General features: G+C 55.2%; 18 protein-coding genes. 12 read left to right on the forward strand and 6 right to left on the reverse strand.

What is annotated here, in order from left to right:
• Nucleotides 1-72 precede the first annotated feature (72 nt).
• The 4 genes from HZ99_RS09370 to HZ99_RS09385 all read left to right on the forward strand — a co-directional run bounded on the left by HZ99_RS09370 (nucleotide 73) and on the right by HZ99_RS09385 (nucleotide 4,091).
• Nucleotides 73-1,176 carry an IS5 family transposase gene (locus HZ99_RS09370; RefSeq protein WP_038442562.1) on the forward strand — a complete coding sequence of 368 codons (1,104 nt, stop codon included), beginning with the start codon at nucleotides 73-75 and terminating at the stop codon, nucleotides 1,174-1,176.
• Between the two features lie 83 nt (nucleotides 1,177-1,259).
• On the forward strand, nucleotides 1,260-2,228 hold the full coding sequence (locus tag HZ99_RS09375; protein ID WP_038442563.1) for an IS5 family transposase: 969 nt from the start codon (nucleotides 1,260-1,262) through the stop codon (nucleotides 2,226-2,228).
• A gap of 166 nt (nucleotides 2,229-2,394) precedes the next feature.
• A complete protein-coding gene (locus tag HZ99_RS09380) occupies nucleotides 2,395-3,204 on the forward strand; it encodes a glycosyltransferase (RefSeq protein ID WP_038442565.1) in 810 nt (269 codons plus the stop codon).
• Between the two features lie 83 nt (nucleotides 3,205-3,287).
• A complete protein-coding gene (locus HZ99_RS09385) occupies nucleotides 3,288-4,091 on the forward strand; it encodes a 2OG-Fe(II) oxygenase (protein WP_038442566.1) in 804 nt (267 codons plus the stop codon).
• A gap of 161 nt (nucleotides 4,092-4,252) precedes the next feature.
• Here HZ99_RS09385 and HZ99_RS28470 read toward each other — a convergent pair whose 3' ends face one another.
• A complete protein-coding gene (locus HZ99_RS28470) occupies nucleotides 4,253-4,618 on the reverse strand; it encodes a hypothetical protein (RefSeq protein WP_144243166.1) in 366 nt (121 codons plus the stop codon).
• A 274-nt stretch (nucleotides 4,619-4,892) separates the two neighbouring features.
• Entirely contained in the window at nucleotides 4,893-5,870 is a 978-nt protein-coding gene (locus HZ99_RS09390) for an IS5 family transposase (RefSeq protein WP_033902000.1), read from the reverse strand.
• 207 nt (nucleotides 5,871-6,077) lie between these two features.
• On the opposite strand from HZ99_RS09390, the gene HZ99_RS09395 reads away from it, so the two are divergent.
• Nucleotides 6,078-7,511, forward strand: coding sequence for a site-specific integrase (locus tag HZ99_RS09395; RefSeq protein WP_038442568.1), 1,434 nt, complete (start codon nucleotides 6,078-6,080; stop codon nucleotides 7,509-7,511).
• A 671-nt stretch (nucleotides 7,512-8,182) separates the two neighbouring features.
• Here HZ99_RS09395 and HZ99_RS09400 read toward each other — a convergent pair.
• From HZ99_RS09400 to HZ99_RS09415, 4 genes are read right to left on the reverse strand one after another with little or no spacing between them, the layout of a single operon-like run.
• Entirely contained in the window at nucleotides 8,183-8,392 is a 210-nt protein-coding gene (locus tag HZ99_RS09400; protein WP_038442570.1) for a hypothetical protein, read from the reverse strand.
• Entirely contained in the window at nucleotides 8,385-8,822 is a 438-nt protein-coding gene (locus tag HZ99_RS09405) for a hypothetical protein (RefSeq protein WP_038442571.1), read from the reverse strand. The genes HZ99_RS09400 and HZ99_RS09405 overlap by 8 nt, the downstream gene beginning before the upstream one ends.
• A complete protein-coding gene (mobF, locus tag HZ99_RS09410; RefSeq protein ID WP_038442573.1) occupies nucleotides 8,822-13,714 on the reverse strand; it encodes a MobF family relaxase in 4,893 nt (1,630 codons plus the stop codon). Before mobF ends, HZ99_RS09405 begins: the two co-directional genes overlap by 1 nt.
• Nucleotides 13,711-14,145: a hypothetical protein gene (locus HZ99_RS09415; protein WP_038442574.1), complete on the reverse strand. Its 435-nt coding sequence runs from the start codon at nucleotides 14,143-14,145 to the stop codon at nucleotides 13,711-13,713. Before HZ99_RS09415 ends, mobF begins: the two co-directional genes overlap by 4 nt.
• Nucleotides 14,146-14,488: 343 nt before the next feature.
• Here HZ99_RS09415 and HZ99_RS09420 point away from each other — a divergent pair, with 343 nt between their 5' ends.
• The 7 genes from HZ99_RS09420 (at nucleotide 14,489) to HZ99_RS09450 (ending at nucleotide 20,823) form a co-directional block, all read left to right on the forward strand.
• Complete coding sequence (locus HZ99_RS09420) at nucleotides 14,489-15,043, forward strand: hypothetical protein (RefSeq protein WP_038442575.1); 555 nt, start codon at nucleotides 14,489-14,491, stop codon at nucleotides 15,041-15,043.
• The gene (locus tag HZ99_RS09425; RefSeq protein ID WP_038442576.1) at nucleotides 15,040-15,876 is read left to right on the forward strand and encodes a hypothetical protein; all 837 of its coding nucleotides are present in this window, start codon (nucleotides 15,040-15,042) and stop codon (nucleotides 15,874-15,876) included. The genes HZ99_RS09420 and HZ99_RS09425 overlap by 4 nt, the downstream gene beginning before the upstream one ends.
• Nucleotides 15,869-16,534 (forward strand): hypothetical protein, encoded by a 666-nt coding sequence (locus HZ99_RS09430; RefSeq protein ID WP_038442577.1) that lies wholly within the window; start codon nucleotides 15,869-15,871, stop codon nucleotides 16,532-16,534. The genes HZ99_RS09425 and HZ99_RS09430 overlap by 8 nt, the downstream gene beginning before the upstream one ends.
• Nucleotides 16,535-16,570: 36 nt before the next feature.
• The gene (locus tag HZ99_RS09435) at nucleotides 16,571-16,906 is read left to right on the forward strand and encodes a hypothetical protein (RefSeq protein WP_038442579.1); all 336 of its coding nucleotides are present in this window, start codon (nucleotides 16,571-16,573) and stop codon (nucleotides 16,904-16,906) included.
• Nucleotides 16,906-17,400 (forward strand): hypothetical protein, encoded by a 495-nt coding sequence (locus HZ99_RS09440; protein WP_038442581.1) that lies wholly within the window; start codon nucleotides 16,906-16,908, stop codon nucleotides 17,398-17,400. Before HZ99_RS09435 ends, HZ99_RS09440 begins: the two co-directional genes overlap by 1 nt.
• Before the next feature lie 76 nt (nucleotides 17,401-17,476).
• The gene (locus HZ99_RS29000; RefSeq protein ID WP_177329266.1) at nucleotides 17,477-20,026 is read left to right on the forward strand and encodes a type IV secretory system conjugative DNA transfer family protein; all 2,550 of its coding nucleotides are present in this window, start codon (nucleotides 17,477-17,479) and stop codon (nucleotides 20,024-20,026) included.
• Nucleotides 20,023-20,823: a hypothetical protein gene (locus HZ99_RS09450; RefSeq protein ID WP_038442582.1), complete on the forward strand. Its 801-nt coding sequence runs from the start codon at nucleotides 20,023-20,025 to the stop codon at nucleotides 20,821-20,823. Before HZ99_RS29000 ends, HZ99_RS09450 begins: the two co-directional genes overlap by 4 nt.
• The last annotated feature ends 16 nt before the right edge of the window (nucleotides 20,824-20,839 follow it).

Here is a 20,839-nt window from a genome sequence, read left to right on the forward strand (position 1 = left end):
TGTCTCTACATCTAAGAGGGTGTAGACAAAATAAAGTAAACTTCTTGCCTCCTTTCTATGCAGCATTGAGCCATGCCTAAAACTGGACGCCCACCGGTAATCGCTGCGCACCATTATCCTCTGCTGGCCAGGCTCGCTCATACGCAGCCTTATTCCAGTCAAGCCGAACTGGCGCAAGCATTCCATGCAGAAACGGGCATCACCGCGCATCCCGACACCTTTGCAAAAGCGCTGAGACTGGCCGGGATCGTTCGAGTAAAGGAACGTGCCAAAGGTAGCTTCCAGCCTCCCGAGCCTCGTAAGTCTTATGGCTATACCGAGGCACACCGGCGTCAGTTGCCGGAGCAACGCTACCCCAGTTGCCTGACTGATGCAGAATGGACGTTGGTCGCTGATTTATTTGAAGTCTCGGGAGGTCGAGGCGTACCGCCTCGCTACTCCCGGCGCACTCTTTTGGAAGCCTGCTGTTATGTCGTGCGCACAGGGTGCTCCTGGCGAATGCTGCCTCGCGAGTTTCCCCATTGGGACAATGTCTATAAAACCTTTCGGCGCTGGAGCGCTCAGGGCAAGTTTGAGCAAATGCACGACCGGCTCCGTGCCCAATGGCGAGAGCGGGTGGATCGTGATGAGCGGCCGTCAGCCGCTGTTCTGGATTCCCAATCAACGCGCAGCTCTCCCCAAGGCGGTGAAAGCGGTTACGACGCAGGCAAAAAGGTAAAAGGACGTAAGCGAAGCCTTATCGTAGATACCTTGGGCCTTCTTTTGGCCGTGAGCATCAGCGCAGCCAGTGTGCAGGATCGAGATGCGGCAGACGACGCCGTGACCTCCTCGATGGACAAGTACCCGTCATTAAATACCCTGTTCGTCGACAGTGCCTACGCTGGAAAGTGGGCCCAGCGTATGCAGCACACTCATTCGCTCGAGATCCAGGTCATACGAGGAGCGAACAATCGCCGCACCGGGAAATGGCATTCAGAGCAAGGCGATTTGTTCACGGCAGCGCCGGTTGCGAGCGGCTTTGTGGTCATGCCCAAGCGCTGGGTGGTGGAACGGACTCATGCCTGGAATGAGCGAGCCAGGCGGCTGATCATGCACCACGATCGGTTACTGGATGTGAGTGAGGCTTGGGTATGGCTGGCTGAGGCTCGCATGCTCGCTCGTCGACTTACTACTTGATTTTGTCTACACCCTCTAAGGAAACTCCGAACAAGTCTCCAAGTATGCTGAAATACAGCCTCACCACCTGACCCGAGTGCTTCATGAGCCAGATGAGCTTTTCCGATTTCGAATACGCGGGCAAGCGCAAGCAAACACGCCGCGAACGGTTCCTCGCCGAGATGGATCAGGTCGTGCCCTGGAGCGGTTTACTGGCGTTGATCGAGCCGTATTATCCGAAGGCTGGCGGTGGCCGCAAACCGTATCCGCTGGAAACCATGCTGCGCATTCACTTGCTGCAAAACTGGTTCTCGCTGAGCGATCCTGCCATGGAAGAAGCGCTGTATGAAATCACGCCCATGCGCCAGTTTGCGCACTTGACCCTGAGCGCGCCGATCCCTGAAGACACCACGATCATGAACTTCCGGCACCTGCTGGAGAAACATAAGTTGGCGCCGGCGATCCTGGCGGTCATCAACGGTTATTTGCAGGAGAAAGGCCTCTCGCTGCGCCAGGGCACCATCGTCGATGCGACGATTATCCACGCGCCCAGTTCGACTAAAAACGAGGACGGTAAACGCGATCCAGAGATGCATCAGACGAAGAAAGGCAATCAATATTTCTTCGGAATGAAGGCCCATATTGGTGCCGACGTTGAGTCGGGGCTGGTTCACCACGTTCACGGCACCGCGGCGAATGTAGCCGATGTCACTCAGGTTGCCGAACTGCTGCACGGCGAGGAAAACGCGGTCTACGCCGATGCTGGTTACACCGGTGTCGAGAAGCGCGAAGAGCATGAAAACCGTGAAGTGGTTTGGCAAATCGCCGCGCGACGCAGCACCTATTCCAAGCTGAGCAAGCGCAGCGTGCTGTACAAAGCCAAGCGCAAAATCGAGTACCTCAAAGCCCAGACACGGGCCAAGGTCGAACACCCATTTCGGGTGATCAAACGTCAGTTCGGTTATGTGAAAGTGCGCTTTCGCGGCCTGATGAAAAACACCGCTCAATTGACCACGCTGTTTGCCTTGTCCAATTTATGGATGGCTCGAAAAAAGCTGATGGGTATGGGCTAATTACGCGCGTAACACGGAGAAATGGGCTGACAAGCTCGCCAAGGCGGCGCGTACGGGATATTTCGCGGTCAATAGCGCCAAATTCAGCGGGATTTTCAACTTGCCGCACGGTTGCGGCAAGTTGATCGGAGCTTCCCTAAATACAATATCATTGAGTACCTAGACGATGAACAGCACTAGTTTTCCAGCTGAAATATCTAAAGCTTTTAGCATAGTCATTGTAAATTACAAGACACCAGAAATCACCAAGATATGTTTAGACTTATTGCACCAACATGTAGGCAACCACAGCGTACCAATATGGGTCGTCGACAACTATTCCGCCGATGAAAGCACAGAATACTTGCGAACACTTGATTGGATTAATTTAATAGAACGTTCCGTCTCTGAACCTGAGCCAGGACATATCGCGCACGGTAAAGCACTTGACCTGGTTTTGGAACGAGTTGAAACTGATTATTTATTCCTCATGCACACTGACACATTTGTTTTCGATAAAAACGTTTTCCCGATGATGCTAAATAAATGCATTAAAAATCAAAAAATTGTAGCTGTCGGCTGTGTAGAGCAAATAAATCGCGGAACCACGAGAACTCTTTGGCGCTTTAGCTCACGATTAGTCAAACACCATTTCAGACGCCTGAAAACCTCTATTGGATTACGCTCCAGAGAACCAAAACCATACAGAGAAGTGTATTTGAAGAGTTTCTGTACATTGTGGAACTGCAAACTTATCAAACAGCACAACATGCATTTTTCGATGGATGATCGCGTGCCAGGCTACACCCTCCAAGACCGCATGACCGAGCTTGGCTATGTCGTTGAAATGTTATCACCGCGTAAAATCTTCAGTTATCTGGATCACATCCAGTCCGGCACTGTCGCAGCGGCTGGCGGCTATGAAAAGACTCATAGACGAACCAGAATGTACAACGATATCCTTAAGCGCCTGAAAAAAGAAGACAGCAAAAGTTAAGCTACGAAGAGACACAACGAGCAGTGCACTGGAATCTGCTTGAAGTCAGCCACAAGTCTATATATCAAGTTATTGGAGCGGTAATGGCACCCATCACTCAAGCACTACCTATGACCCCCTCCCCGGAGCTTGATTTCGACCAGAACGCCGCCAGCGCCTTGGGTTACTCATTGGCCAGTCGCTATATTCAGGCTACGCCATTTCCGCACATCGTCATCGATAATTTCTTAGATGAAGAGCTGATTGCGAGTATCTGCTCGTACTTCCCAATCGAGCCAACCAACAACGAAATGCTCTACGAGCGCGGCTATAAAGGTCAACGAAAACGTCAAATCAGTCCCAATGAATGCGCCCCCTACTTGAAGACTATTTTCAACGCCTTTAACTCGGCCCCCATGTTGCAGTTTCTCGAAAAGCTCACAGGTATTGAAGGCTTGATACCCGACCCCTACTTTACTGGTGGCGGCCTGCATGAAACGAAAAGTGGTGGTTTCCTGGGGGTACACTCGGACTTCAGACTCAACAAAAAGCTTAATATTGAGCGCAGATTAAACATCATAATTTATCTAAATGAAGACTGGCGAGAGGAGTACGGCGGCAACCTTGAACTTTGGGATGTCGACATGAAGTCCTGCCTTAAAAAAGTCCTGCCCATTTACAATCGATGTGTCATTTTCAATACAGATAAAGACAGCAATCATGGGCATCCAGAGCCTTTAACAACTCCAGAGCACATCACGCGCAGGTCTATAGCGCTTTATTACTACACTGCAGGAACCATGGCGATCGATCCCGCACAAAGAAACAAAACCCACTACAAGCCAAGACCCAAAGATCGATTAAGCCTCAAGTATTACGTGAATAAATTAATCAGGAAGAAAAAATAAACTACGAAACGCCCATAGAGCAATTTAGCCAATCTGTTGCATCGACCGGTTGACTCCACAGTAGATTGCAGTCCGTCAGTGCTTGGCTAACGACTCACCCTGAGGGCGCCGCCGACATCCACCAACAGCAAACCGCTGATTAGCGTGACGGCAAATGATTCTTAAAGTCGAATGCAAGCGACTGGAGAGTGGCGATGCAATTGGATGCCAGGTGAGACGCACAAACGCACGGAAAGGCCGAGGTGCGCAAAAACTTTCGAATATTGACAATCCCAGAGGTCGGTAAAGGCGTGGCGTCTGAAAGGGATTTTTTCACTAGTCGCCTGTTGCGCCCAAAGGAAATGTGATGGGAGTAGCGATCTTGGATATCCGTAATTATCGGGGTATCTGCGAAGGAAGGGTTCATTTTCAAAGACCATCCGGTTGCCGTGCTTTGCTCCTGCTGCAACCACATCATCAATCCAGTCACCCGAATTGTGATCGGCTAACGCTATGATCTCAATGCCCTGCCCTTTGAACTTAAACATGTAAAATCGAGAAATGCGGTGCGATCATATGACGTTTTGAAATCGAAGTTTTAGTCAGCGCGCAATCGCGCTAACCACCTGATTATATTGGTGTCCCAGGGCAGGTTCGAACTGCCAACCGTCCCCTTAGGGAAGGTCTGAAGTAAGCAGCCGTTTTTAACGGCCTCGCTGTCTGAGGTTCAAAAAACACCGACTTAATCGAAAATCAGACCTTTCCTCCTGTCAGTTCACTGTTTTTTGCGGAATAGCACCTTTTCAGGGCTCATTGTCCACATCACAGGCGCACCTCGCCTGCATTCAACAGTCGTTTTCGCATCATCCACAGGTTCGATAAGGCAAACAGTGTGGTCTGCTGCGCGGTGTTTTTCACCAAGCCTCGGAAGCGGACTTTCGTATAACCAAACTGGCGCTTGATCACCCTGAATGGATGCTCAACCTTGGCCCGGACTTGAGCTTTCGCGTATTCGATTTTGCGGCGCATGCGACCGATCAGGCTCTTTTTTGCATGCTTCTTATAGCTGCTGGGGCGCGCTGCGATCGACCAGATCATCTGGCGATGTTGATGCTCCGCACGCTTCTCCACGCCGGTGTAACCGGCATCGCCAGAGACGTAAGTTTCCTCGCCATGCAGCAACTGATCGACCTGAGTCACGTCCGCCACATTCGCCGCCGTGCCCACCACGCTATGTACCAGACCGGATTCAACATCGACACCGATGTGCGATTTCATCCCGAAATAGTACTGATTTCCTTTCTTTGTCTGGTGCATTTCGGGGTCGCGTTTACCGTCCTTGTTCTTGGTCGAACTGGGCGCATGAATGATCGTCGCATCGACCACAGTTCCCTGACGCAGCAGCAAACCTCGGTCGCCCAAATAGCCGTTGATGACCTGCAAAATCCCACCGGCCAGCTCATGTTTTTCCAACAGCCGGCGGAAGTTGAGGATCGTGGTTTCATCCGGAATCCGATCCAAATGCAGCCCGGCAAACTGGCGCAGAATCGTGGTTTCGTAGAGGGACTCTTCCATCGCCGGATCGCTGTAGCCGAACCAGTTTTGCATCAGATGAACCCGCAGCATGGCCATCAACGGATACGCCGGACGACCGCCTTCACCCTTCGGATAATGCGGCTCGATCAACGCAATCAGGCCTTTCCAGGGCACGACCTGATCCATCTCAATCAGGAAACGCTCACGGCGGGTCTGCTTACGTTTGCCTGCGTACTCGGCATCAGCGAAAGACATTTGCTTCATCGGGGCTCAACCGTTCAGTTCGTGGGACAGCCGTATCTCACCAGATTTGGAAGTCTTTTTCAGAGTTTCCTTAGGAGGTGAGTCAGCTTGATCCTGCTCACTTCCTGAAACACCGCAAACCGCTGCTTTTAAAGGACCTATCTATTTTACTTGTGTCTTGAGGTTTCTCCTTGTAGCGTTCTGCATCATGAGAAGTGGGGACTGGAATTGGCCACCAATACTGCTGACAAAAGCGTGAACGATCAAAAGCTCAAGGGCATGCCGCCTGCATCTAAGTTGACGGAAAGCTTGCCTGGCCGTTCCCGGGGTAGTCTTTTGTTCAAGCGCAGCCAAAGTGGTGCGATCAGCGCCTACTTCCGCTACCGGCTCAACGCAAAGGACACGATGATCTCCCTGGGCCAATATCGCTTGAGCGCCAGAGCGCCCGGGCTGGCGCTGTCCGAGCTCCGCGACAAAGCGGCAGAAATGGCATTGATTGCTTCCGAGCACGGCGACGTTAAGGTGTACTTGGCGGCCAGAGCCGCCGCAGAGAAAACACAACGACAGGCCGTAGTGCTCGCGCAGCAGCTTGCTACGCGGCAAGGTAGCTTTGAAGAACTACTAAATGCATACGTCAAAGATCTGACCGCTCGCGGAAAGGTCAAGGCAAAAGAAGTTGAGCGCCTATTTCAGACACACGTGATCCAGCACCACCCAGATCTGATGGCGCATCCAGCAAAGTCCATCACCGGCGAAGACATTCATTTAGTAATGTGTGCGCTACTCGCCCGCAAGCCCAAAGGGCGTGGTATCGGGAACAAAGCGCAAACTGCCAACACTGACATGCGATCAACAGCTGCCAGTGTCCACCGATACCTAAAGGCTGCATTCAGCTATGGCAGCAAGGCACACCTTTCCTTGGATCGGGATGTAAGCGATTCGAAAATTTTCGATATTGGCGTCAATCCGGCTACCAAGGTCCCTACCCTAGCTAACACCCGCGGCGGCCAGACGGAATCCTTGAGTCCAGAGGAGCTAGGTGAGCTTTTGCGCTACCTGGATACATTGCCTGCGCGGGAAATGGCGATCTGCAAAGGCCTAATCTATATGGGTGGCCAACGTATGGAGCAGTTGCTCCGCGTAACTTGGGAAGATACGTCCGATGACCTTCTGCATCTTACCGACGGTAAAGGACAAAAGGCTCAAGCATGGGATCATCTGCTACCTATCACCGAACGGGTTAAAGAAATCCTAAAGCCTTTGTTTGAAAGCAAGATCGGACCAGGTCCGTTCTGTATTGGCCGGCGCTGCATCCGCCCTGACACTGCCGGTAAACGCTTCAGTAATGCCGGGAAAACTTTGAGTAGCGCAGGCAAGACTCAGTACTTCAGTTACGCGAATGTTCGGGTCAGCACTGAAACGCTGATGGCCTCACTCGGGATTACGAAAGAAATCCGCAGCTGGCTTTTGTCTCACGGACGCAGCGATGTGCAATCGGTTCACTACGACCGATACAGCTACCTGCCAGAGAAAAAGGCTGCACTGGAGTTATGGGGTAGGTACCTAGACTGCTTGTACGCGGAGAAAGAGTGGGAGCAAGGCAAGGTTGTTTTACTCAGTCGGAATCGGCGTCATGAGCACTCCGATAAGAAGGCGCCATAATTCTCGTTCATTTATCCACAGGCCGCCAATGAGCTTGAACAGCGTAACTCGTCTATACGGTCTAGGTTGCCGCGATGCTCCGACACACTCGACGTGGCCCTGCAAATCTTTCCCTCCGCTCTGAGGAAATGTAGCCATGTCGTCCTAACCGGCACATTCTCGAAAAAATCACGAAAACCAGCTCGCGCTTGCCGACGCCATCGAGTCGATAGCGATTTGGATAGACCAGAGAGGTTCCACGGGCGTATCAAGTACAGCTCTTGGAGCCATAGCTACCCTCGACGTGAACGCCGAGTCCATCAGACTGGGAATTGACTCGCTGAGAAAAGCCATCAGATGAACCCGATTCACCAATCCTCTATGTCGCTTCAACTCCATCCTCGGACCTCGAAAGGGTATTAGCTTTTCTGTCTAAGATCGTAGAGGACTAAACATCCGCCCAAAGGGAATCTAGTGATGCAGATCAGAATCTAAGAAGGGAACACACCCGAAGGCTGGCTTGTCTGGATCGACGCCTAGGCTATGTGGAGTGTGCGTTTGCTATCTGCTACTGCTTGAAACCCGCTTTGACTGCTGCAAACCGCACAAATGGCGAGCTATGCACGGTGCATAGGTCCGTCACCCCAATTACGTTTCCGCGACGTAGCCCAGCCATGAGGGCGTGGAGTGATTTAACCTGGCGATTCGCAATCCATTGTTGGCTTCAGCGCAACGGCAACAGTCCCAGCCATTTCCACCAACACATCAACAATCCGCGCATGCTCCCACGGATCATTCGGTGCAACAGCCGTCGCGACGGCCCTCGGGTTTGCCAGCACGGTCTGCAGCGCATCAAGGTCATTTTCGTTCAGGTCTAGGCTGAAGCTCAAGCGTTTAGTCATGATGTAACTCCAAAAGAGGGATCTGGATGCCGATGGCCATCGCCTGTCCTAGGTGCTCAGCATGTTTGATGTAGCTGAATACTTCGACTCGATTGGCTACCGGGCGAGGGCCGTCGTCGAAAAGGCGATTACGAAGATTGAGTATGCCGAGCTCATCAGGGGCGTTTTCCGAAAATAGCACAAGGTGCCAACCACCATTTCCTTCCCAGCATTTCTCATCAGATAGCGAATGGGGAACGACATACGCCTCTTTGATCGGCAACACCTGCTGAGCGATAGTTAACATGAGTACGAAAGGACCAGCGCTTTCGTTAGAAAACGAAGCGCGAAGCTGTTCAAGCTGGGTCGCCAGATTGGAGATTTCTAAAGCACGCATCTGCTTACCAAGAGCTTGGATCTGACAAAGGAATTTTTCATGGTCCCGAGACATTAGATCGATCTCCTGTAGCTATAAGTTGCTTCATCTTCGTCATACGAAGGTTGGGTTTCTGGCTGGGCAACCGGCCTTGTTGTCGGTTCTGCCAGAGCAACGGTTTCAGAATTCTGCACTTCTCGCTGGGCGCTCATCGCTTCAATACGCTTCAGGGCTTCGTTGGGATCTTCGCCAAGTTGCAGACCAACACGCTCGCGAACATCCTCGATCTGCGCACCAGCGAACTGGCTGACGAGTCGAGCATGACGCTTCACCGTAAGGCTATCGCCGCCTTGGTCGCGATCATAAGCAAGCGAAAAGCGCTGGATTTTATAGCGCTCGGCCAGGGCGATGATTGCCCCCTCAGTGTTTGGACCAGGTTCGCCAGTAGTGCCGATGAACAGGATCCGCTGCCGCTCTTCTGGGCTAGCCAACTGGTAGGTGCTCAGGGTGTCGACACCGCCCTCGCTGAAGCGGATTTCGGTGGGGTTCGCGCATTTCGGGTTAGCGAGGTAGACACCTTTTTCAGTTTCTGTCGTAAAACCCTTGAACTCACGTCGTTCGCCATTGATAACCTGAGCGCCGCGGTACTCATACCCGCAGAACTTGGCATTAGCATCAATGTGAGGAAACACGGCGGAGCCATGCCGGCTCGTACGCCAGCGCGTTTCGGCCAACACTTCGGACGAGATACCTCGCTCTTGGCTCAGATAGCTATCACGGCGAGACATGAATCCGAAAGTGCGGTAGTGGTTTTCCGTGCTGGTTGCGATTGTCTCTAGGCGCTCGCGTTCCTTCCTCTGTCGCGACTCTTCGCGTGCCCGATCAATACGGGCCTGCTCTTCCGCTGATTTACCCAGCGAAGGCAGAACGCCCCCCTGAAACGCACGAACATCGTCCTTGGCCTGGATGAAGGTGCCGCCACTGGCTTCCTGATAGAGCTTGAAGATGTCACCGCTCTTGCCCGAATGGCGGTCATGCCAGACCCAATTGTCATCAGCGGCCTGGTAAATGTCGTATTTCCCTGAGCCGTGGCGGAAAACAGCATGTCCTTTGTACGAGGCCTTCTTGTCGTACTCCATGCCAAGGTGAACAGCGTAGTCGGTCAGGTCAACGTCGCGTTTCATCGCGGCCACTTCGCGGGCGTCTGATGCTTTGTCGTATTTCATCGAGCGTGCTACAGCAGAACCAGGAACCTGCCGTCGCACTCGACCAAGAGGCTGTCGATCAGCGAGTGTGTTATCGGGCAATAGACCCTCACGTCCCCTTCCGGAACCTGCTGCCAGATCGCATGTGGACAACGTACGCAGACCGTCTGAGGAAACTCGCCCTGCAGGGCGTTTAATGTTGCCGAGCGGACGGGAGAAGGCTTCTTCGTTTGCGGCGTTACCGGCGCCGGCGGCGCGGTCAAATTGGCCGAGGCTGCCGGCGACTCGCTGGCCTGCGGCGCCGGCTCGGGACTCGGGTCGGGAAACTCCATCGACGGCGGCGACAGGTCGTCCATCAACGCGGGGGTACCGGCCGAGGCCGGCAAGGGTGGCAGGTCGGGCAGGATCAATTCGAACATAGCGGGCCTCCTGAGGCTCAGGCTTGATCAGTTTCAGCTTCGTGGTGAATAAGGCGGGCTTCATTCCCTGGAGCGTTTCGCAAAGGTCGCGGCGTTGCTCTAGGGGCACGGATGAGCCGGGGTTTGTCCAGGGTTCAACTTCAATACCTAGAGCGGGGTTTTCTGCAGCTACAACAGCAACGCGGCGGGCGTCGAGCGGCCAGGTCTGTTCGTTGGCGCGAAGGTCGACCACGGCAGCGCCGAAGGCCTTGGCGTGGTCGATCTCGGTTTGAGCGGGCGGCAGGACCGTGACGGACTGACGGGGCTTTTCTTGAGGTTGTTCCTTCGCTTGGCCGGGGAACTGGAAGAGTGGTGAAACACCCTGGAGGCGATCGAGGACAGACAGTTGTTGAGGGGCTAGCTTGAACGGCTGGCCGGTGTGCACGGATGCGCGAATTGCTTCGCGCACTTGAGGCATGAGATCGAGGGCGTTTTCTTTGTAGATGAATTGCGACGCCGACTTCTTGAATGGGAGCCAGTTCGCTTCACTCAGGTACGTTTTGCAACCGTGGATTCCGCGGGTATAGGCGACATACCAAGCCTGTAGAGAGGCGTAGGAGGACGGCAGGTAGTAGGACTGCATGACAGTCATACCCTGTGCCTTGTGTCCGGTCATGGCGTAGCCGTACTGCAGCGACTCGTACTCGCTGGAGTTGATCTTGACTGACTTCCCATCGTCCCGGGCGATCGTGAACAGAATCTCCTCGATCGGCTCGCCGTCGACTTCGCGGGCGATTCGCTCGATACCCAATACGGTGCCGAGATCCCCGTTATAGATGGGCTCTTTTTGGGCATCCTTGGCCGTTTTGCGTAACAATAGTCGATCGCCAATCGCGACCTGGATCGTGCAACGCTCGCCCGGCAGCACTTCGGTTTCGATGCTAACGCTGCCCCCTACGCTCAATTCACTGCGAGCGAATCGGGCATCGCGGATTTTGTTGTTGAGCGCTCGAACCTGTTCGTTAGTGTCGGCGAGAACGAGGATCTGGGACCAGTCCAACTCTCGAACGACGCCATCTTTTCCTGTTAGGCCGGCTTTCATGTCACCGAAAACATCGCCAACCAGCTCGTCAGCCTCGTTCACACCGTCCGCGAAAACCCTGAGCTGGTCGTCGCGCTGCATATGCCGAATTGCATCGCTCACCTTGCCTTCATACAGGGCCTGGGCAGTCGGTTTGAACTGGTCTACCTGACGGGCGATCGTTTCGATCTTCGCGCAGCGGTCGCCAACAGCGTCATGCAGGAGGCCGAACAGTGCGGCGGTTTCTACGGCGTCATGCTGGTTTCTGTCACCCACGCAGATCAGGCGGGCACCGGCCTGGTGGCAAGCCACTACTAGGTTATGCATCTGATATGTGTCCAGCATGCCGGCCTCATCACACACGACGATATCACCACGTCCAATGAGGTCCTGCTTTTTGACGCGCTCGCCGGCCTGCTGAGCGGCCAAGGCCTCCTGGTGCTTAATGAGCAACGAATGGACAGTCTGAGCCTGGATGCCGGTCGACTTCGCCAACTCCGTCGCCTGCTTGTTTGCAGGCGCAACGCCAATGACGCGGCGCCCCTGCGCCTTGAACGCCTCGGCATATACGCGGAAAGTCGGCGCCATGGTGGCCGACTTGCCCACGCCAGCGGCCCCCTTGAGGTATGTGTACTGGCCTGGCCCAGTCAGATCGTAGGCAGCTTGGCGTTGCTCCAGACTAAGCCTGAAGGGCTTTTCACCCGGTTTCTGGGTCGACTGTTTTTCTTTCTCGTAGCCATCGATCACCAGGTCTACGAGGGTCCGGTCGACGTTCCAACTCGGATCATCAAGGCCGGCATGAACGGCTTTTAGGCAGTCAGCTTCGAGGGTGATTAGCTCTTTCGTCGTGTACCGCTTCGACGGCATCCGGCCGTGTTCGTCGGGCTGCTGGGGGATTTCGATGAGTCCGAGTTGTTTGAAAATCTCCGACTTGGTTGCTTCGATTTCATCGAGTCCACCTTTGCCAATAGTCAGGTGCGCAGCTGCAGAATCGATCGCGAACTCATCGATCACGGTGGATCCACGAAACACCATGCGCTGCAGTTCAGCGAGACTCGGAGCCTGGAGCTCTTTAGCTGTAGATGCTCTCAGCTTGATTGTAGGAATCGCTTCGCGCCAATGGGCATCCAAGCTGTCACCTAGCTCAATGTCCTTCGCATCGCGGCTTCGGACAGCGATCGCCTGAGCTGCAGCTTGGCCAGAGGTGGCCATAGTCTTCTTCTCGGCCTGGATTTGCTCGCTGCGCTTAGAAAATTCGGCAACAAGTTCCTTCGACACTGAAGATTCATTGATGCGCAGGCCGTGACCGCTCCAATCAACGACCATCGCCGATGCCAACTCGGGTAGTTGTGCCTGGAGACGCTGAAAAAAGGCCACGTCAAAGACGGCCCCGAACTCCTTCTGGGTCTTGTATAGCCATCCCGCATCGAGGGTTAGGAACTTGCCGTCGACGGTGCGAACGAAGTTCGGCCGCTCTAGATGTACATGCAACTGGGGATCAGGGAAGTCCTGACCAGGGGCGCGACGTGCTGTGCAATGAGCATATGTCAGGGTGACGCATTCGCCGGTTACAGACTCTGCGCCCTGAGCGCCTTCACGTCCGCGAATCCGACCAGTAAGGTGCTCGCGCTCAATCGCATCGTTGACGGCTCCCATCATGCATTCCTGGATCACGCGACGGGTTTGGTCGTCGGTCTGTGCCCAGTAGATACTGATGGACTTCTGCATGGACACGCACGAGCTGAAGCCAAGGACAGGATCCGTTGCCGATTTTTCTTTGCCCTCCTTCTCCAGTCGCTCCAGATCACCGGCGTCGAGCTGCTTTTTCGAGGACGGGTTTGCCTTCTTTGATTCAGCTTCCTGAATAGCCTTGTCGATGGCGTTTTGGCGCTTCTCATCGAGGAACGCCTCACCAGTGCGCGGATTGATGCCACGGAAAAGAGCTAGGTAATCACCGTCCTGGGGATGCTCACCGAGGTCCAGCTTGTTGGCCAACGGGCCGGCAATACCCGACGCCAAGGTGTCGTTGCCGGACTTGTGGTAGTAGTCCTCGCGCCCTGTGCCCTGGTCGCCTTCCACCTGACTGACGATCGCTGCGATCTCGGCATCGACTTTCGCCAGTTCGGCAGCCATTACTTCATCTGTCACGCCACGCTCTGCGCCCAGAGTAATGCGCTCCTCACGTAAGGCCTGAAGCTCCTTCAGTTTCTTTTCGAAGTAGCTGGCTTTGGCTGCAAAATTGCCGGCCGTGGTCTTCTGATTGCTCATCCCGTAGTGGCTCATCGCTCGATCTCCATGCCTGTCTGCTCGGCAATGAGGCGATCCATAACCATCGGCACGAGCCGATTGAGCATCGGCTCGACGGTGCCGGCGAGCAGTTCAGGCCGGCGTTCAGCCTGGCTGGCGAGAACCTGCAACAGCAGATCAGGAAGAGCAGAGCCCAGAAGGGAAGAAACGGACTGGGTGATTGCGCCTGCCATCGAAGCCACAACCGGACCATCGAGGAGAACGGGAACAGGTCGGGAAGGCTCGGCGCTGAAACGCTGCGCAGCCATGAAGCCGGCGATTTCTTCGTCTGTGCGCAGGGACATGAGGGCATCGAGCACGCGGCCTTGAGCAACGCCCAGGCGAGCCGAAAGGCGTTCCAGACGCACTGCCGCAACTTCATCCAGGTACTGGGTCGAGGTCTTCGCCCCGGCCTTCTTCCGCGCCATTTTCCTTTTCCCTTCTGAGAACGCTTCTCAGGTAGACGGCTTTAGCCGGCGTACCTTGCTTTTGCTTTGTTGCTTTTCCGGCTTGGAGGCCGCGCACAGCGCGGGCTCCGGGCCGACGCGAAGCACCCGAAGGGTGCAGATGTGTTAACGAAAGCTGTATATATACAAGCATATCGCATCACTTTAAGCAAGTTTTGCTTGACTAGCACTAGTTTGCAACTAATATGAACCCTAAGCGGTCAACCTTTGCAGCTTGTTTGCAATAAACCGCCAACTAGAAGCCGAACCTTTGGTAGAGTTAGCAAGCAGTTTTAAACAAACGCAGCGACCATAGGTGAATGCCATGTTTGACCGACGCACAGACGCCGAACGCGCCCGTGATGAGCAGGACCAGCTGGAGTGGATGCGGATGCAGCAGGAAGAGGCCGATCGCAAAACGGCGGCATTGAAAGCCGAGCTGGAGCGTATGAAGGCCGCCGCTGAATCTGGCAGTGGCCAGAAGAACGTAAGGGGAAGCGTCACCAAAGCTTTGCTGCCGAGGATCGAAATCCTCCGCGAGGCAACGCGCTTAGGAACACCGATCACGCAACAGCAGGAAATGCTGGAAAGGGCAGGAATCGTTGTTAGCTACAACAGCTTGCGCAAGTTCATCCAGAAATTCCTGGCTCGCGAGTACCGAGAGTTTCTGGCGAACGTACGAACGACCGGAGCTGATCCTGATTTTGGGCGTGAGTTACACCCTGAAGTCATCCGCACAAACACCCCTGAAGCCTTCGATAAGCGACCAGCAGAAACAACAAGCATTAAGGAAGAAAGCGGTTCAACTGCAGGAAATATTGACTTAGAGCGGGCGGCAACCCTCGAAAGTTTCTCTAGAAATCAACGGGAAAACCCATGAGCAAGAAGGAAGAGAAAATGGCAAAAGCAGCAGCAGTTGCTCACCTGGTGGAAATGGACGACCTTAACCTCGATTCGTCGTGGCTCACTGCATCGCGAATCCGCCCGCTGCAACTCCCAGTTGGTAGTGACCCTGGCGCGTCGATTGAACACCTGATCTACGGCAGCGGGCTGGACAGCTTCGTTTTGGACATCGGTGGCAATGAGACAGCGAGCAAGACCATCACGGCCATCGGTGAGCAGATGTTACTGCGGCACTTCGACCTGACTCTGATTCCCGTACGCGACGAAGGCCAGGATGTTGATAACGCCTTCAAAACCATCAAGCTGATCCGCGAATTCGATAAGCAAACCCCGATTGCCATCCTGCTCAACGACATCACCAGTCGCACCCAGGACACCACGGATCTCGCGCTGCGCGAAGCGTTTGCCGAAGTGTTCGATTTGGCTGAGCAGACCGGCACCGAGCTCCTTGTCATGCCTCGAATCGAACGCTATGGCCGTAGTCGGCGCATCGGCCTGACTCAGTGGGAGATCTCCGAAGAGCGCGAAGCGATCGCTGATCGCCTGCGCAGCATCATCATCGAGGCCGAGCAGGCTGGTGACCTCGACCGCGCCAAGCTTAATACCCGCCTGATGCGTGCCGTGACCGGCTCAAAAACCGTGCGTGAAATGATCAATGTGGTGTTCAAGCGCCTCGATCAGATCCTCGGTCAACGCGATCGTCTGCGCATGATGGTCGTTTCGACCAAGGGCGGGGTCGGCAAATCGTTTACCTCACAGCAGCTGATCGCGCCATACCTGCTCTATTCGTTGGGTGGCCGCCATGAGTGACATCGGCGGCGCAATCCGCTCGATTGATGAGCTCGTTGATGAAGTGACGCGACTCCACGTTCTCCTGCGCGGCAATCGCGATTATCCAGGCATCCTGGAAGAGTCTGTGAAACTCATCGATAGGCTGGACGGTGTTGCTGGCCATCTTGCCAGCGCCTCCCTGTTGAGCGAACAACTGGGGGCCTTGCCTGACCGCCTGCTGCGGTCGGCAGATGACATGCAGTTCAGGGCGGCCTTGCGTGAGTCGATCGCGCAGGTACTGGCTGACTCGATCGTTGACGCCAAACGCCATGTGCAAGACGAAGCGGCTCAGATCGCGATCGATGAGTTGAGCATGAAGATCAACCTTGCCATGGCCAATGTAGGTGAGAGCTCGGCAAATCTGTTTGCCGAGCGGAATCAGCTGAAAGGCAAATTCGAAGCAGAGAGAGAAAAGAACGCCGTGCTGGTCCAACGAATGAAGTACTTCGAGCAGGACAAGGACAACGCACTTCGCTTGATCTCGGCCGACTTTGCCGCCGCGAGCAATCGCGCCGGCAAGGCCCGATTGCTCGACCTATGCGCCGGCCTGGTTATCGGTGTCGTTGTATCTCTGACCACACTTGTGCCGGCGGCTGAGCTGTACCTCAAACAATCTACCCAAAACCACCACCAATAGCGCTAACGCGCAACCACTACTGACGGAGAAAATCGCATGAGCAACCATAGCGATGACGGGGATTTTCGTGCCCGAAAAAAGAAGGTGAGCTTGCTTGGCAGTGACGCGGAGGCGTTTATCCGTGCCCGACGCGAGGAGCGCGAAGAGTTCAAGCGCCTTGAGGGGCGCGACCTTCATGAGCTGGACACACTGGCCAAGGATCCTCGCATGGAGGAGTTGCATAAGCAACATCAGCAGCGGGACGACGCTCCAGCATCCCACGCTGAGCAGCGCAAAGATGCCCAGGAGGTGGTCCAGGAGGAGCAAAAAAAGCTGACTGATCAGCAGGTCAACCAGGAAAAACAGAGCGAATACGCCGGGAGATCAATGTGATGGATAACAGAACCCTCATTGCAGCATCGGCACTGGTCGCAGTTTTTACTGGCCAGGTGGGCGCTTGCCCTCTTGAAGATTGCCTGCCTGGATTGAGCGAGCCTCAGTTTCAGTCTCGTGACCAAGACATGCTCGGTGTGTATGACCTGAAGCAGTCTGGACAAGCGGCAATGCACGTTGGGCTAATCGCCGCTGATTTCAGAATCGCACTACTCGAAACTGAGAATCGCGCTCTTCGTCTGGCCTTGGCAACTGGCACTCCACCTGACGTCAGCAGCCTCAAGCTTTATCCGAGCCTGAACAGTTTTCTAGACGCGATGAAATCGGACCTGATTCAGACAGAAACAACTGGCCGGATGCCGCAATTGCGTCATTTTGAGCAACGGGTCCGCAATGCGGACACCCGAGCAAAAATTGCTGATGCGTCGCGGGCGCTGGTAATCGAGAGCGCTCAAATTGCTGCGGCGGCGAACGCAACTAAGCAAGCGCAGTGAAAGGGTGGCTCACCTGAGCGGCAACTCAGGTGAGCCGGTTTCGCGGCAGGAAAAACCCACGAAAGGAAGAAATTGTATGGTAACGCAATTCCGTAATTACATGGAAAATCTGCTTCTTTGGGTCACAGATCCTGAAGCAGCAAAACGCGCCTGGCGAGAGCGCCGTACCCAGGCCATTCGCATAGCGCTTGGCCCACAACTGAGCGCGGATACTCGCGGTTGGCCGGCCAATCAGATCCTCCACGATGATGTGATAGAGGCCCTCCCATCGGATCGTGCGTCTCTTACGCGCCGCGCCTTCTATGGCCGCGCTGCATTCCATGCGGGCGCTCGACTCCAGAAGCGCCTACGCGCCCGGAATTTCGCGCTGAGCGTCGGTGCGTTCTTCCTGGTATCCGCAACGGCCTACCTCTTGGGTCGCAACGGTTCCAGCCTCGCCTGGCAATGGGGGTCGATCACTGCCGGTCTCTGCATCGCTGTGGCGGGGGGGTACGTTTTCCGTTGCTCACTCGGTCTGACGCCTGCGGCTTGGCGCCTGATAGTCCCTGCCGGCCCGCTGCTGACTGAGGATGAAATCCAGGATGTGAAAAAGTTCGGCTCTCGCGTGTTGCTGCGCGTAACTCCGCCTCGGACTCCTGCCGATCTGGTAGGCTCGTATCGATCATGGACGTACGATCGCGACGGCAATCCTGTTGATGGCCAGATCGTGCCCGATGACCTATCGGTGTCCTACTTGCGCAAAGCCCTGGTTGATGAGTCGATGCCAATGGCTGTCGCCGGAATCGCCATTCTGCTGGCAGGTCTATTCGTCGCTTCAGATTCCCTGAGCTGGTTCATCGCGCCGGTCGCCGCCGGCGGCGCTGCAGCTTGGTCGCTCCTGGCGATCTTCGATCTGTCCTCAATCGCTAAGACCCGAGCTGCGGCGGCCCGCGAGGCCCTGGCGGTCTCTGCCTATCCCAAACTCATTGAGCAGGAAGGTAAGAGCAAATTCGCGGACTTCGATCGCGCATTGAATGAACAGATCGAACGAGCAATGAGCGAAAAGTCTTCGTTCATCAACCTGGGCACTGCAACTGATCTATTTGCTGAACGACGTGATCCGTATAGCCCCGCCCAAGCGGGCATGCCTTTCGGCCTGTCTGTGGGGGACCTTTCGACGCACATGCTTGTACTGGGCCAAACCGGAACCGGTAAAACGGCAGCGGTGATTCGGCCAGTGGTCTGGCAATGGCAAGAGGCGAGAGCAGGCGGCCTGCTGGTACTGGACGGCAAGGGTCAACTTCCGAAAGAGCTCGCCGGCCTGCCCGGTTACCAGGTTATCAGTCCCGAATCGTCGAACTTCAACGCCATCCAAAATCTCCAGCCGGATGAAGTCGCCGATACTCTTTTCCAGCTATTCAGTTCCGATAAAGGTAATGCGGGCGACGTTTCGGGCAGCGAGTGGGAGCAATTCGCCCGTGAGCTACTGCGCAGCACGGCGAAAGTTCTTGCCCTCATGAATGCCTTGGAGCCGGTCGAGTGGCCATGGAATCTCAGCTCAATCTACAAACTCGCATTCGAGCCAAGTAGCCGTGATCGCGCAAAAGAACTGATCGAAGGCGATTGCATGCATCTTCTCCCTGGACACCTGCATCGTGCTTATAACTCGTTCATGGTGCGCCACCTGCAGAAAGCTACCGAAACCCGTTCGTCCATCGAACTCAATTTGGAAACCTGGCTCGGTACTCTAATCAATGATCAAGAGCTTGGTGCGTGGGCTGACTGTGTTGAAGGTGTCGAGATCGAGGACTGCCTCTACGGCGCAATGATTGGGCTGGCTCTACCTGATACCCAGAGTGGCGTTGCCGTTTCGGCGCTGGCCAAGCGTCGCTTCTATAGCGCGATCAAGCGCCGTGGCGACAACTGGAAAACCGAAGGTCAGGAGCCTGTGCTCCTGGTAGTCGACGAGGCACAGGATCTGGTTTCGCATGAAGAGCTGGCGATCCTGCCTAAAGCCCGCTCGCTCGGTCTGTGCGCGTTGTACTCAACTCAGGGCCTCGATGGTCTGCAGGTTGCACTGCAGGACGAGCAGGCCACGATCATGCTCCTGGATCAATACCGTTCTGTGGTGAGCATGCAAGTCGGCTCTGAGATGACCCTCGACTACGTTTCCCAGCGCCTGGGGACTGCGCCTCGCGTGGTGTTTTCTGAGGTCGCTGCGAACACAACTGATCCGGTGGCCACGGCAAACCTTTACGGCGCCAATGCTGGCGGTTACTCCACTGGAACCTTGGCTGCCAAAGCGCAGACATCCGACGAGATGATCAAAGTTGGCCGCTCGTATAGTCATGTCGGCCAAGCTATCAGCACTGTCTCTGAATTGGCGAAGAAACTGGGTGCTGAACAGGCATGGCAGCAGCTGCCTGCCGCAATTCGTCGGGAGCGGCCGGCTGGCAGCGTAAAAATTGGCGAGATCCCGCTCGTGTCGCCGGAGGAGATCCGGTCGCTGACGATGAAAAAATTCACGGCCCTGGCTGCGGTGAATCGTTGCGGCACCGTCCGCCGCGCCCAGATCCGTCTCAATCCGATGTTCACATTCCCGACCGAGCAGCAAATTGAACAGCCCGCTGAGGAGGTAGCAGCATGAAAAACTCTTCCGCACATCTCCTCGCCCAGCATGGCGACCTGCTCCAGGTCGGTTCGGTTATCGTCGGCGAGCCGCTACAACTCAAGTCTGGCCGGTTAATGAAAGCGATCGGTGTCGCGGCGCTCTGCGTCGCAGTTGCCGCCGGCGCGGGGTACTTCACCCAAGGGGTTCGGGAAGAGTCTGCTCGTATTGCTGCTGCCGAGAAGGCAAAGGCTGCACGAGTGGCCGAGGAAAAGCGCATTGCGGCCATCCAGGTGGTGGGCCTACAACAACGCCTGACGGCATTGCAATCTCGGATCAGTTCTAAGCGTGATGCCTTACTGGAACGCTTCGGGCCGCTACTGGCCAATAGAGAAACAGATCCTGACGTGGATTATCTGCTTCAGCGCTATCCAGCACCAATCAAGCCCCTTCAGGGCATTGATCCAGCTGCATTCGAGGTCTTCATCGAACTCGATCGCGACAGCTGGGTTGCGAATGGAACCAGTCCGAAACTGGATGAGCATTATCAAACTGAAAACGCAAAGATCCAGGAAGGCATGAACTACTTGGACAAAATCAACCGCGAGCTACTGCTGATTGCGCAAGGCAAAACGGCCACAGGCTCAAAAACTGAGACTCGGGAGCTGAAAGATGCCGCGTCCCCGGCGAAGCCGGCAGCTTCTCGCTCTGTGCCGGCCGCTCCGGCAGCACCCGAGCCGCTCATGCCGCCGGAAACTTCAGCACCCGTGCCGGCGGCAAAGCCTCGCGCGGCGCCCACGGGCGTGCCTGGCAAGGTCCAGGTCCTGGACTGGTAGTCTTGTCGGCTCGCGC

This window comes from Pseudomonas fluorescens (assembly GCF_000730425.1).
Classification (GTDB): Bacteria; Pseudomonadota; Gammaproteobacteria; order Pseudomonadales; family Pseudomonadaceae; genus Aquipseudomonas; species Aquipseudomonas fluorescens_X.